At 69.1% G+C, this 13310-nt stretch carries 11 protein-coding genes and 1 pseudogene; 6 read left to right on the top strand and 6 right to left on the bottom strand.

What is annotated here, in order from left to right; translation table 11 throughout:
• Window positions 1–119 (bottom strand): annotated as a pseudogene (locus AB4112_RS33265) (IS4 family transposase); the annotation flags it as partial.
• 330 nt (window positions 120–449) lie between these two features.
• On the opposite strand from AB4112_RS33265, the gene gcl reads away from it, so the two are divergent.
• The 6 genes from gcl to AB4112_RS33235 all read left to right on the top strand — a co-directional run bounded on the left by gcl (window position 450) and on the right by AB4112_RS33235 (window position 9487).
• Window positions 450–2207, top strand: a complete 1758-nt coding sequence (gcl, locus tag AB4112_RS33260; RefSeq protein WP_441726285.1) for a glyoxylate carboligase — start codon at window positions 450–452, stop codon at window positions 2205–2207.
• Window positions 2208–2221: 14 nt separating this feature from the next.
• The gene (gene hyi, locus AB4112_RS33255; RefSeq protein WP_309793701.1) at window positions 2222–3019 is read left to right on the top strand and encodes a hydroxypyruvate isomerase; all 798 of its coding nucleotides are present in this window, start codon (window positions 2222–2224) and stop codon (window positions 3017–3019) included.
• A gap of 171 nt (window positions 3020–3190) precedes the next feature.
• On the top strand, window positions 3191–4099 hold the full coding sequence (locus AB4112_RS33250) for a 2-hydroxy-3-oxopropionate reductase (RefSeq protein WP_309793700.1): 909 nt from the start codon (window positions 3191–3193) through the stop codon (window positions 4097–4099).
• 191 nt (window positions 4100–4290) lie between these two features.
• Window positions 4291–5628: an 8-oxoguanine deaminase gene (locus AB4112_RS33245; RefSeq protein ID WP_441726280.1), complete on the top strand. Its 1338-nt coding sequence runs from the start codon at window positions 4291–4293 to the stop codon at window positions 5626–5628.
• Window positions 5629–5817: 189 nt separating this feature from the next.
• Window positions 5818–7593, top strand: a complete 1776-nt coding sequence (locus AB4112_RS33240) for an SRPBCC family protein (protein ID WP_441726277.1) — start codon at window positions 5818–5820, stop codon at window positions 7591–7593.
• Between the two features lie 91 nt (window positions 7594–7684).
• Complete coding sequence (locus AB4112_RS33235) at window positions 7685–9487, top strand: NAD(P)/FAD-dependent oxidoreductase (RefSeq protein ID WP_309793697.1); 1803 nt, start codon at window positions 7685–7687, stop codon at window positions 9485–9487.
• Between the two features lie 58 nt (window positions 9488–9545).
• On the opposite strand, the gene AB4112_RS33230 is transcribed toward AB4112_RS33235, so the two are convergent.
• The 5 genes from AB4112_RS33230 to AB4112_RS33210 all read right to left on the bottom strand — a co-directional run bounded on the left by AB4112_RS33230 (window position 9546) and on the right by AB4112_RS33210 (window position 13231).
• Entirely contained in the window at window positions 9546–9713 is a 168-nt protein-coding gene (locus tag AB4112_RS33230; RefSeq protein ID WP_309793696.1) for a hypothetical protein, read from the bottom strand.
• A gap of 256 nt (window positions 9714–9969) precedes the next feature.
• Window positions 9970–10164: a hypothetical protein gene (locus tag AB4112_RS33225; protein ID WP_309793695.1), complete on the bottom strand. Its 195-nt coding sequence runs from the start codon at window positions 10162–10164 to the stop codon at window positions 9970–9972.
• A 135-nt stretch (window positions 10165–10299) separates the two neighbouring features.
• Complete coding sequence (locus tag AB4112_RS33220; protein WP_309793694.1) at window positions 10300–11139, bottom strand: ABC transporter permease subunit; 840 nt, start codon at window positions 11137–11139, stop codon at window positions 10300–10302.
• Window positions 11136–12086: an ABC transporter permease subunit gene (locus AB4112_RS33215; protein WP_309793693.1), complete on the bottom strand. Its 951-nt coding sequence runs from the start codon at window positions 12084–12086 to the stop codon at window positions 11136–11138. Before AB4112_RS33215 ends, AB4112_RS33220 begins: the two co-directional genes overlap by 4 nt.
• Window positions 12083–13231 carry an ABC transporter ATP-binding protein gene (locus AB4112_RS33210; protein WP_309793692.1) on the bottom strand — a complete coding sequence of 383 codons (1149 nt, stop codon included), beginning with the start codon at window positions 13229–13231 and terminating at the stop codon, window positions 12083–12085. The genes AB4112_RS33215 and AB4112_RS33210 overlap by 4 nt, the downstream gene beginning before the upstream one ends.
• Window positions 13232–13310: the final 79 nt, after the last annotated feature.

The following is a 13310-nucleotide window of genomic DNA, read 5'->3' as shown; positions in this document are numbered from 1 at the left end:
GTCTTGCTCGGCAAGCTGCGCACCCGGAAATCGGCGCCATGCTGCTCGACCAGCCCCTCGAAGCCGGCCCAAGGAACGTGCTTCAGAAGATCGTGGAACACGCTATTCTTGTGCTGCATGGCGTTGCCCTTTGCTGTCCCGAAACGTTGCCAGACGTTCGAGATCCAGCAGAATCAACGCCATGCACCTTGTCCACAAAACTCAACCGGACACTCGTGGGCTTGACCCGAGGATCCAGGGGCTTTCAAGAGCGGCTCTGGCCGCCCCTGGATGCCACGGTCAAGCCGTGGCATGACAAGGTGAAAGAAGGCCTGCCCTTTCATTTCATCAGGTGAAAAACCGCCGTCTCGGCGCCCGCTTTTCACGCCCTGGAATATCTCAGGCCTTCGCTGGCCCCGGCCCGCCCCGCTTGCCACCATCGCCCCGGAACCTTTGAACGGGAGGGCGCGATGCCCAAGATGACGGCGATGGAAGCGGCGGTGCATGTGTTGCGCAGCGAGGGCGTGGAGGTGGCGTTCGGCGTGCCCGGCGCCGCGATCCTGCCCTTCTACGAGGCGCTGAAGGACAGCGGCATCCGCCATGTGCTGGTGCGGCACGAGGAGGGCGGCACCCATGCCGCCGAGGGCTACACCCGGGCCCGGGCCGGCGCCATCGGCGTCTGCATCGGCACCTCCGGCCCCGCAGGCACCAACATGATCACCGGCCTGTACTCCGCCATCGCGGATTCGATCCCGATCCTGTGCATCACCGGCCAGGCGCCGCGCGCCAAGCTGCACAAGGAGGATTTCCAGGCGGTCGACATCGCCGCCATTGCCCGGCCGGTGACCAAATGGGCGATCACGGTGATGGAGGGCGCCCAGGTGCCCTGGGTGTTCCGCCGCGCCTTCCAGATCATGCGCTCCGACCGTCCCGGACCGGTGCTGATCGACCTGCCGATCGACGTGCAGAAGGAGATCATCGACTACGATCCCGAGACCGACGCGCCGCTGCCGGTGTCGCGCCCGGCGCCGAACCCGAGCGCCATCGCCCGCGCCGTCGACATGCTGCTGGCGGCGGAGAAGCCGCTGATCGTCGCCGGCGGCGGCATCATCAACGCCGAGGCCTCCGACCTCTTGGTCGAGTTCGCCGAGCTGACGGGCGTGCCGGTGGTGCCGACCCTGATGGGCTGGGGCACCATCCCGGACGACCACCCGCTGAACGCCGGCATGGTCGGGCTGCAGACCCAGCACCGCTATGGCAACGCCACCTTCCTGCAGAGCGACGTGGTGCTGGGCATCGGCAACCGCTGGGCCAACCGCCACACCGGATCGACGGATGTCTATACCAAGGGCCGCAAATTCATCCATGTCGACATCGAGCCGACCCAGATCGGCCGGGTGTTCTGCCCCGACCTGGGCATCGTTGCCGATGCCGGGCTGGCGCTGGAGGCGCTGATCGCCGAGGCCCGCGGCCGCAAGCTGCCGAAGCACGAGAACTGGGCCGGCGCGGTGCAGGAGCGCAAGCGCACCATGCTGCGCCGGACCGATTTCGACAACACGCCGATCAAGCCGCAGCGCGCGTTCCAGGAGATCAACGCCGCCTTCGGCCGCGACACCCGCTTCGTCACCGCGATCGGCCTGTACCAGATCGCCTCCGGCCAGTTCCAGAAGGTGTACAAGCCGCGTAACTACATCATCTGCGGCCAGGCCGGTCCCCTGGGCTGGGAAGTCTCGGCCTGCACCGGCGCCAAGCTGGCCGACCCGTCGGCCGAGGTGGTCGGCATCGTCGGCGACTATTCCCTGCAGTTCCTGATCGAGGAGCTGGCGGTGGCGGCGCAGTACCGCATCCCCTTCGTGCTGGTGGTGCTGAACAACGCCTATCTCGGCCTGATCCGGCAGGCGGAGCGCGGCTACAACATGGATTACGAGGTCCAGCTCTCGTTCCAGAACATCAACGCGCCGGAGATCGGCGACTACGGCGTCGACCACGTCAAGGCGGCGGAAGCCTTCGGCTGCATCGCCCGCCGGGTGTTCGACCCCGCCGAGATCGCCGAGGCACTGCAATGGGCCCGCACCCGGTCGACCCAGGCCAGCCTGCCGGTGGTGCTGGAGATCATCACCGAGCGGGTGACCAACATCGCCATGGGGCCGGAGATCGACAAGGTCACCGAGTTCGAGGAGATCGTCGACCTCGCCCCCGCCCCGGCCCGCGAGCCGGAAACCGTCTGAGCCCGGAGGCCGCCATGCCGCGCTTCGCCGCCAACCTCACCATGCTGTTCAACGAGCATCCCTTCCTCGACCGCTTCGGCCGGGCCGCGGAGGCCGGCTTCACCGGGGTCGAGTACTTGTTCCCCTACCCCTACCCGAAGGAGGAGCTGGCCGAGCGGCTGCAGCGCCATGGCCTGACCCAGGTGCTGCACAACCTGCCGGCCGGCGACTGGGCCAAGGGCGAGCGCGGCATCGCCTGCTTGCCCGACCGCCGCGGCGAGTTCCAGGACGGCGTCGGCCAGGCCATCGACTACGCCACCGCACTGGGCTGCCGCCAGATCAACTGCCTGGCCGGCAAGCGGCCGGCCGGCGTGGCCGAGACGGTGCTGGGCGACACGCTGGTCGACAATCTCCGCTTCGCCGCCAAGGCCTTGGGCGAGGCCGGCATCGACCTGCTGGTCGAGCCGATCAACACCCGCGACATCCCGGGCTTCTTCCTCAGCGGGTCGCAGCAGACGCTCGACGTGCTGGATGCGGTCGACGCGCCGAACACCAAGCTGCAATACGACATCTACCACATGCAGATCATGGAGGGAGACCTGGGCCCGACACTGCAGACGCTGCTGTCCCGCATTGGCCACATCCAGGTGGCGGACAACCCCGGCCGGCATGAGCCGGGCACCGGCGAGATCCACTATCCCTTCCTGTTCCGCCTGCTCGACGCGCTCGGCTACGCCGGCTGGGTCGGCGCCGAATACGTGCCGCAATCCGGCACCGAGGCGGGTCTCGGCTGGTTCGACCTTTACAGAGCCAAGGCCACCGTCGCGGCTTAGCCGAGGCCCCGGCAAGCCCCCTCTGTTTGTCATTGCCGGGCTTGACCCGGCAATCCAGGGGCCACCCAGAACGGCTTTGGCAGTCCCTGGATCCTCGGGTCAAGCCCGAGGATGACAAGAGAAAGGAGGCGGCTTCGGTGCCTCCACTTCCTCTCCTGATAGGAGTTCGCCATGAACGTCGCCTTCATCGGTCTCGGCATCATGGGCCGCCCCATGGCCGGCCACCTGATCGCCGCCGGGGACAGCCTGGTGCTGCACGACATCACCGGCGTGCCGGAGGAGCTGGTGGCCAAGGGCGCCATCGCCGCGTCCTCCGCCGCCGAAGCCGCCGGGCGGGCCGACATCGTCATCACCATGGTGCCCGACACGCCGCATGTGGAGGCGGCGCTGTTCGGCCCCGGCGGCGTCGCCGAAGGCCTGTCGCCGGGCAAGATCGTGGTCGACATGAGCTCGATCTCGCCGATCGCGACCAAGGGCTTCGCCGAAAGGATCAACGCCCTGGGCTGCGACTATCTCGATGCCCCGGTCTCGGGCGGCGAAGTCGGCGCCAAGGCCGCCAGCCTGACCATCATGGTCGGCGGGCCGCAGGCCGCCTTCGACCGGGTGAAGCCGCTGTTCGAGGCGATGGGCAAGAACGTCACCCTGGTCGGCGGCAACGGCGACGGCCAGACCACCAAGGTCGCCAACCAGATCATCGTCGCTTTGACCATCGAGGCGGTGGCCGAGGCCCTGCTGTTCGCGGCCAAGGCCGGCGCCGACCCGGCCCGGGTGCGCCAGGCGCTGATGGGCGGTTTCGCCGCCTCCCGCATCCTCGAGGTGCATGGCGAGCGCATGATCCAGCGCAACTTCGCGCCGGGCTTCCGCATCGCCCTGCACCAGAAGGACCTGGCCCTGGCGCTGGACGGCGCCAGGGCGCTGGGCGTGCCGCTGCCGAACACCGCGGCGACCCAGCAGCTGCTGCACGCCGCGGTCGCCCAAGGGGGCGCCGCCTGGGACCATTCCGCCATCCTCAAGGTGCTGGAGCGCCAGGCCGATTTCGAGATCGCCGGCCCGGCAACGCAGCAGCAGGACGCGGCGTGACTTCCTGAATCGTCATTGCGAGCGCAGCGAAGCAATCCATGCCAGGCGGCGCCATGGATTGCTTCGTCGGCTTCGCCTCCTCGCAATGACGAAGGGGGTGCGTCTCCGTTTGAAGCTCCTTCAAATCCGCCGCCCCTCCCACCTCCGCCGTTCGGTGCTAGGCTTCCCGCCGACAGGATCGGAGGCGTGCGATGCGGCTGTGGATCAGGGACCCGCTGGCGATCCTGGCGGAGGACGCCGAGCGCGGCGTGGTGGTCGAGGACGGCCGCATCGCCGAGCTGGTGCCGGCGGGGCGCGAGCCCGCCGCGCCGGTCGACAGCGTGTTCGACGCCGGCGCCCATGTCATCCTGCCCGGGCTGATCAACACCCACCACCACTTCTACCAGACCCTGACCCGGGCCCTGCCGGCGGCGCTGGACCGCGAGCTGTTCCCCTGGCTGCAGGCGCTGTACCCGGTCTGGGCCCGGCTGGACCCGGAGGCGCTGCGCAGCGCCGTCACCGTGGCGATGGCGGAGCTGCTGCTGTCCGGCTGCACCACCACCTCGGACCACCACTACGTGTTCCCGGACGGGCTGGAGCACGCCATCGACATCGAGGTCGAGGTGGCGCGGTCGCTCGGCCTCCGCGCCATGCTGACGCGCGGTTCGATGAACCTGTCGGTGCGCGACGGCGGCCTGCCGCCGGACAGCGTGGTGCAGGACGAGGATGAAATCCTGGCCGACAGCGAAAGGCTGATCGCGGCGCACCACCAGCCCGGCGACGGCGCCATGATCCAGATCGCGCTGGCCCCCTGCTCGCCTTTCTCGGTCACCGGATCGCTGATGCGGCGCACGGCCGAGCTGGCAGGGCGGCACGACGTCCGGCTGCACACCCATCTGGCCGAGACCGAGGACGAGAACCGCTTCTGCGTGGAGAAATTCGGCTGCCGGCCGCTGGACTATCTGGAGGAATGCGGCTGGCTGGGCCCCCGCACCTGGCTGGCCCACGGCATCCATTTCGACCCGTCCGAGATCGGCCGGCTGGCCCGGGCCGGCACGGCGGTGACGCATTGCCCCTGCTCGAACCAGACGCTGGCCTCCGGTCATTGCCCGGTGCACGGCATGGAGCGCGCGGGCATGAGCGTCGGCCTCGGCGTCGACGGCTCCGCCTCCAATGACGGCTCGAACCTGATGCAGGAGGTGCGCGCCGCCTTCCTGCTGCAGCGGCTCCACTACGGCGTGACCGCGATCAGCCATCGCGACGCCCTGCGCTGGGCCACCGCGGGATCCGCCGCCTGCCTCGGCCGGCCGGATCTCGGTGTCATCGCGCCGGGCCAGCAGGCCGATCTCGCCCTGTTCGCGCTGGACGAGCTGCGCTTCGCCGGCCATGGCGACCCGCTGGCGGCGCTGGTGCTGTGCGGCGCCCACCGGGCCGACTACGTCATGGTCGGCGGCGCCTGGCGGGTGCGGCAGGGCGCCATCCCCGGCCTCGACCTGCCCGCTTTGATCCGCAGCCACCAGGCGCTGGCGGCGCGGATGCAGGCGGGCTGATCCGATCCGCCTTCACCCCTTCGCCGTCATTGCGAGGAGGCGAAGCCGACGAAGCAATCCATGGCGCCGCCTGGCATGGATTGCTTCGCTGCGCTCGCAATGACGAATGAGCAGGCCCTTGCCAAACAGTCATTCGATTCAATAAAATAATCATTCAATAAGGATCGAACGGCCAGTCGGGAGGCGGGGATGGATGACGTCCTGGAAAGCCGGGTCCGGGCGCGGTTGCCGCAGGATGCGCGGCGCGAACAGCTGATCGAGGCCGCGATCACGGCGATCGCCGAGCACGGCCTGTCCAACATCACGCTGAGCAAGGTGGCCAGCCTGGCCGGCCTGACCGCCGGCATGGTCAATTTCCACTTCAAGTCGAAGCAGGAACTGCTGCAGGCGACGCTGTCGCGCATGGCCGAGACCTATCGCACCCTGTGCGAAAGCGCGGTGGCGACGGCCGGCCGGGCGCCGGAGGCGGCGCTGATGGCGCTGATCCGCGCCAGCTTCGACCCCGAGGTGGCCAGCCTGGAGCGGCTGGCGGTGTGGTACGCCTTCTGGGGCGAAAGCCGGGCGCGCGACGACTACATGGCGATCGTCGGCACCTCCGACCGCGCCTTCTACGACGCGGTGCATGCGCTGATGGCGGAGCTGGCGGAGCGCACCGGCGCAAGGATCGAGCTGCGCGCCGCGGCGCTGGGCCTGTGCGGGCTGGTCGACGCCCTGTCGCAGGAGGCGCTGGTGCAGCACGAGGCCTTCGACTGGGACGATGCCGCCGACACCTGCCGCCGCTACCTCGCCAACCTGTTCCCGGCGGAATTCGCAGCCCCGGCCCGGCTGCGCCTGGTGGCCGAGGATGATGCCCCCGCATCCTCCGCCCTGCCCGCCACCTTGCCCGGCTGGACCTATGCCGATCCCGATTTCCACGCCGCCGAGATCGAGCGCATCCACCGGCCGGCCTGGCACCTCGTCGCGCATGTGTCGGAGCTGCCGAACCCCGGCGACTACGTCACCTTCGAGGCGCTGGGCGAGCGCGCCTTCGTCATCCGCGGCGAGAATGGCGGCATCCGCGCCTTCCACAATGTCTGCCGCCACCGCGCCCATGCCGTGCTGGAAGGCCGCGACGGCCATTGCAGCGGCCTGATCCGCTGCCCCTACCACGCCTGGTGCTATGCCTGGGACGGACGCTTGCGCGCCGTGGCGGCGGCCAAGACCTTCCCGGAGATCGAGACCTCGGGCCTCGGCCTGGTGCCGCTGGACAGCGAGGTGTTCGCCGGCTTCGTCTTCCTGCGCTTCCGGGGTGGCGGCCCGTCGGTGGCCGAGCGCTATGCCCCCTATGCCGCAGAGCTGGCGGCGCACCGGATCGAGGAGATGGTGCCGATCGCCGACTACTGGATCGGCGGGATCGACGCCGACTGGAAGAACGTCTGGGACAACTACCTCGAGGACTACCACTTCCCGACCGGCCATCCCGGCCTGTTCGGGCTGATGTCCGGCGCCTATGACCGCGAGCCGGATGACGAGACCCGGACGATCCGGCTGAGCCACGCGCTGCGCCGCGACCCGGATGGCGGCTGGTCGACCCGCGCCTATGCCCGGGCCCTGCCCGACGTGCCGCATCTGCCGGAGGCGCTGCAGCGGCGCTGGACCTATCTGTTCCTGTATCCGGCGGTGTCGCTGGAGCTGTATCCCGACATGCTGGACTATTTCCACATCCTGCCCGCCGGCCCCGGCCGTTCGATCCTGCGCTGGCGGGCCTATGCCCGGCCGGACGACCGCCGCGCCATGCAGGTGACGCGGCGGCTGAACCTGCGGGTGAACAACCGGGTGCATGACGAAGATGCCGCACTGATCCGGTCGGTGCAGCAGGGCCTCGCCGGCTCGGCCTATGGCGCCGGCGTGCTGGGCGAGAAGGAGATCAACCTGCGCGCCTTCCAGGGCTGGATCCGGCAGGACATGCCCGGGATGGCGCTGTGAGGGGGTTGCAGCGGTAACCCGCGCGGACATGAGAAGGTAACGCGGCGGGCCTAGCCAGGGACGATCTTCACATCAGACGGTCGGTTGTCCCATGGATACGTTGGTTTCTGTTTCGCCGGACGAGCTGCTGGCACGCTGGCTCCAGGAATTCGACGGTGCGCTGTCCCGCAACGATGTCGCCGCGGCGATGGCCCTGTTCCTGCCCGACGCCTATTGGCGCGACATCGTCGCCTTCACCTGGAACATCCACACCGCGGATGGCCAGGATGCGATCCGCAGCCTGCTCGAGGCGTGCCTCGCCGGCGCCGCCCCCAGCGCCTGGAAGGCGGATGGTCCGGCCCGGCTGGTCGACGGCGTGGTCGAGGGCGCCGTGACGTTCGAGACGGCGGTGGCGCGGGGCAGCGGCGTCGTCCGGCTGCGGGATGGCCGCTGCTGGACCCTGCTGACCGCGATGACCGGGCTGAAGGGCCATGAGGAGGCGATCGGCACTGGACGCCCGCTGGGGGTGTCGCTGGCCTACCAGGCGGGCCGCCCGTCCCCTGCGGTGCGGAAGGCGCAGGAGCAGGCGGAGATCGGCACCACCCGGCAGCCCTACTGCCTGGTCGTCGGCGCCGGCCATGCCGGGCTGGCGCTGGGTGCCCGTCTCAAGCATCTCGGCGTGCCGACGCTGCTGATCGACCGGCTGGAGCGGCCGTCGGACACATGGCGCAACCGCTATGACGCGCTGATGCTGCATTCGCCGGTGCTGTTCGACGAGATGCCGTACCTGTCCTATCCCACGGGCTGGCCGGTGTTCCGGTCCAAGGACCAGGTGGCGGCGTGGCTGGATGCCTATGCCGCGCTGATGGAGCTGGACATCTGGACCGGCACCGAATGCCGCAGCGCGGTGTTCGACGAGGAGCACGACGAATGGCGGGTCGAGGTCATCCGCGGCGGCCGCGTCATGACGCTGCGGCCCAAGCAGCTGGTCTTCGCCAGCGGCCTGTCCGGGCCGCCGAACGTCCCGAAGTTCCCCGGCGCGGCGGATTTCAAGGGCGAGCAGCACCATGCCAGCGCCCATCGCGGCGGCCCGGCCTACAAGGGCCGGCGCTGCGTCGTGGTCGGCGCCAACACCTCCGGCCATGACATCTGCGCCGCGCTGTGGGAGGCCGGGGCCGACGTCACCATGATCCAGCGCACCCCGACCATCGTCGTCCGGCTGCCCTGGCTGATGCAGACCATCGGCAGCCTGTATTCCGACGCGGCGGTGGCGCAGGGCATGACGCCGGACCGGGCGGACCTGTTGTTCGCCTCCACCCCCTTCCGGCTGCAGGCGCAGCTGCAGGTGCCGCTGACGGCGAAGCTGCAGCAGCAGGAAGCCGCGTTCTACGCCAGGCTGGAAAAGGCGGGCTTCCTGCTGACGGATGGCGAGGACCATTCCGGCATCATCCCGCAGCTGTACCGCCGCGCATCCGGCTACTACATGGATGTCGGGGCGTCGGAGCTGATCGCCAATGGCAGCATCAAGGTGCGGAGCGGCGTCAACATCGAGACCATTCGCGCGCACAGCGTGGTGCTGAGCGACGGCAGCGAGATCCCGGCCGACGTCATCGTCTACGCCACCGGCTTCTCGCCGGCGGGCGGCTGGGCGGCACAGGTGCTGCCGCCAGAGATGGTGGAGAAGGTCGGGAAGATCTACGGCCTGGGCTCCGGCGTGCGCGGCGACCCCGGGCCATGGGAGGGGGAATTGAGGAACCTGTGGAAACCGACCCAGCAGAAGGCGCTGTGGTTCCACGGCGGGAACTTCTCCACCTCGCGGCTGTTCTCCCGGGCCCTGGCCCTGCAGATCAAGGCGAGGGAGGCCGGGATCCCGACGCCGGTCTACGCCCTGGCCGAGTCCCATCACACGCAGTGAAGCGCGGCGCGGGCGACCCGTCTTCGGGCGGCCCGTGCCGGCGCGTCAGGGCTTGGCCTTAGTAGGCCGGGGTCACCACCGTCCGCGTCGCCGGGGCGACATAGGTGGTGGTCGGCGCCGGCTGGGTCACGACCGTCGTCGGCTTGTCCGGCGGCTGGTTGTTCACCGTGCAGGCCCCAAGGAGCGGAAGCCCGATCAGGGCGATGGCAAAGGTCATGGAGCGCATGTCAATCCTCCGGTTTCGGTGGAAGGCGGCATGAATCGGCACCGCTCAGAGACCAACAGGACGGCGGCGAAAGCCGTTCCCTCAGGTTGAACGGCAGAGCCGTTCCACCGGGTTGAACGGCAGAGCCGTTCCACCGGGTTGAACGGCAGAGCCGTTCCACCGGGGTGGGCGGGGCCGGCACGGCGAACCAGGAAGCGGGCGCCGGATCATCCGGCGCACTGGCGGCTGTCGCCGCATCCGTCGTGCCGGCACCGCCTCAATAGGCCGGCGTCACCACGGTGGTGCGCTGGGCCGGCGTGACGTAGGTGGTGGTGCCCGGCGTGGTGACGACGGACGGAGCCGGCTGGGTGACGACGGTGGTCGGCCGATCCGGCGGGGTGTTGTTGACCGTGCAGGCGGCCGCCAGCAGCGACAGACCGGCGAGGGCGACAACCTTGGAAATGGAACGCATGTCACGTCCTCCAGTTCATGGTGCGACGCGATTCGGCGCCACATCCCAAGCCCAACGGGACGAAGGGACAAACTGTTCCCCTGGCATTTTGCAGGCAATTCCGGAAAGCGCCGCGCTTCTCCGCCAGAACCGCGGCTAAGGTCCGGCGGAGGCGCCGCGGCTTTCGCGCAGCTTGCGGGCGTCACGCCGGTTCAGGATCACGGCGCTGGCGATGACGAAGCTCGCCACCACCAGGATGATGATGGTCGCCAGGGCGTTGATGTCGGGGGTCAGCCCCAGCCGGACCTTGGAGAAGATCACCATCGGCAGGGTGTTGGCGCCGGGGCCCGAGGTGAAGGTGGCGATCACCAGATCGTCCAGCGACAGGGTGAAGGCCAAGAGCCAGCCCGACACCATGGCCGGCGCCAGCAGCGGCAGGGTGATGTCGACCATCACCTGCCAGGGCCGGCTGCCGAGATCGGCCGCGGCCTCCTCGATCGACCCGTCCATGTCGGCCAGGCGCGACTGCACCACCACCGCGACATAGGCCATGGCGAAGGTGATGTGGGCGATGGTGATGGTGCCGGCGCCGCGCCCGGACGGCCAGCCGAAGCTGTCCTCCAGCGCCACGAACAGCAGCAGCAGCGACAGGCCGGTGATGACCTCGGGCATCACCAGCGGCGCGGTGACCATGCCGGCCAGCAGCAGCCGGCCGCGGAACCGGCCGAAGCGGGCCAGGGCGATGCCGGCCAGGGTGCCGAGGATGGTGGCGACCGTGGCCGACACCGCCGCGATCCGCAGGCTCAGCAGCGCGGCGTCGATGATCTGGTCGTTGCCCCACAGCCCCTCGTACCATTTGGTCGAGAAGCCACCCCACACCGTGGCCAGCCGCGACTGGTTGAACGAGAACACCATCATCGAGACGATCGGCCCGTAGAAGAACACGAAGCCGGCCACCAGCCAGACGGTGAGGAAGCGGGACCGGCCGCGGTTCATGCCGCCCCCTCCCGCACCTGGCGGTTCTGGAACCACAGGATCGGCAGCACCAGGAGCAGCAGCAGGACCACCGCCACGGCCGAGGCCACCGGCCAGTCGCGGTTGGAGTAGAACTCGTTGAACAGCACCTGGCCGATCATCGGGCTGGACGGGTTCCCCAGCAGCGCCGGGATCACGTATTCGCCGGTGGCCGGGATGAACACCAGGAGCGACCCGGCGACGATGCCGGGCAGCGACAGCGGCAGGGTGACGTCGAGGAACACCCGCCACGGCCGCGACCCCAGATCCATCGCCGCCTCGACCAGGCTCTGGTCCAGCTTCTCCAGCGTGACGTAGAGCGGCAGGATCATGAAGGGCAGGTAGGAGTAGACGATGCCGAGATAGACCGCGAAGTCGGTGTTCATCATCTCGACCGGCTGGTCGAGGATGCCGCTCCACACCAGGAAGCCGTTGAGGATGCCCTGCTTGTTCAGGATTCCCATCCAGGCGTAGATGCGCAGCAGGAACGAGGTCCAGAACGGCAGGATGACGAACAGCAGCAGGATGTTGCGCGCCCCCGGCGACGACCGGGCGATGCCGTAGGCAATCGGGTAGCCGCACACCAGGCACAGCGCGGTGGAGATCAGTGCGATCTTGACCGAGTTGAGATAGCCCTCGAGGTACAGCCAGTCCTCGGTCAGGAACACGAAGTTGTGCAGCGAGGCGGTGATGGTCGGCCACGCCCCGTCGCCCCATTCCAGCAGCGCCGAATAGGGCGGCCGGCCGACGATGGTCTCGGCCAGGCTGATCTTCAGCACGATCAGGAACGGCACCAGGAAGAACAGCGCCAGCCAGATCGTGGGGACGCCGATGATCAGGCCGCGCCAGGCGTCGCCGACCCGGCGCAGCGCCCGGCGCCACAGCGGTACGACCGGCCGCGCGCCCCCAGGGTCGGACAGCGCCGTCATTCGGTCAGCAGCAGGGCGGAGGCCGGAGTCCAGGACAGCCAGACCCGGTCGTCCCAGTCGACCTGCCGGTCCTCCTCCCGCCCGCGGCGCTCGTTCTGGCGACTGACCGACACCAGCCTGCCGTTGCCGAGCTGCACCCGGAACAGCGAGCGGTCGCCGAAATAGCCGAGGTCGAACACCGTGCCCTGCAGGGTGTTCGGCGCGTCGCGCGGCGGCTCGCGCCCGATCGCGATCTTCTCCGGCCGCACCGCCACCGACACCGGCGCGCCCGGCAACACCGGCCCGGCATGGGCGACCTGCAGCGGCCCGACCTCCTCGGTCATGACCGTCACCTGCCCGTCGGCCACGTTCTCGACCTTGCCCTCGAACAGGTTGATCGAGCCGATGAAATCGGCCGAGAAGCGGCAGTTGGGGTATTCGTAGATGTCGGTCGGCGTGCCGGTCTGGACGATCCGGCCGCGGTTCATCACCGCGATCCGGGTCGACAGCGCCATCGCCTCCTCCTGGTCGTGGGTGACCACGATGAAGGTGACGCCGACCTGGTACTGGATGGTCATCAGCTCGAACTGGGTCTGCTCGCGCAGCTTCTTGTCCAGCGCCGCCAGCGGCTCGTCCAGCAGCAAAAGTTTCGGCTTCTTCGCCAGCGCCCGGGCCAGGGCGACGCGCTGGCGCTGGCCGCCGGACAATTGGTGTGGCTTGCGCGGACCGAAGCCCTGCAGCTGCACCAGCTCCAGCATCTCGGCGACCCGGTCGCGGCGCTCGGCCGGGGTCATCGCCTCGTGCTTCAGCCCGTAGCCGATGTTCTTCTCCACGCTCATATGCGGGAACAGGGCGTAGGACTGGAACATCATGTTGACCGGCCGTTCATAGGGCGGCGCCCGGGTCATGTCCTGGCCGTCGATCAGGATGCGGCCGGCGCTGGGCGTCTCGAAGCCGGCGAGCATGCGCAGCAGCGTGGTCTTGCCGCAGCCCGACCCGCCGAGCAGGCAGAACAGCTCCTTGCGATGGATCTCGAGGTCGACGGCGTCGACCGCGACGAAGTCGGCGAACGTCTTGGTCAGCCCCTCGATCCGGACGATCGGCTTGGCCTGCGGGTCAAGCCAGGGCCGGTCCTTGGTGTCCGGATAGCGCTCGGGCGTGGCCATCTAGGGTTGGCGTGGGTTCTGGCGGCGCGAACCCCCTCCCCCTAACCCCCTCCCGCAAGGGGAGGGGGGACTAAGTTTT

This window comes from Inquilinus sp. 2KB_23, from assembly GCF_052115705.1.
Classification (GTDB): domain Bacteria; phylum Pseudomonadota; class Alphaproteobacteria; order DSM-16000; family Inquilinaceae; genus Inquilinus; species Inquilinus ginsengisoli_A.
Note: the sequence above shows the minus strand (reverse complement) of the source record. Positions and strands in the feature narration are given on the sequence as shown.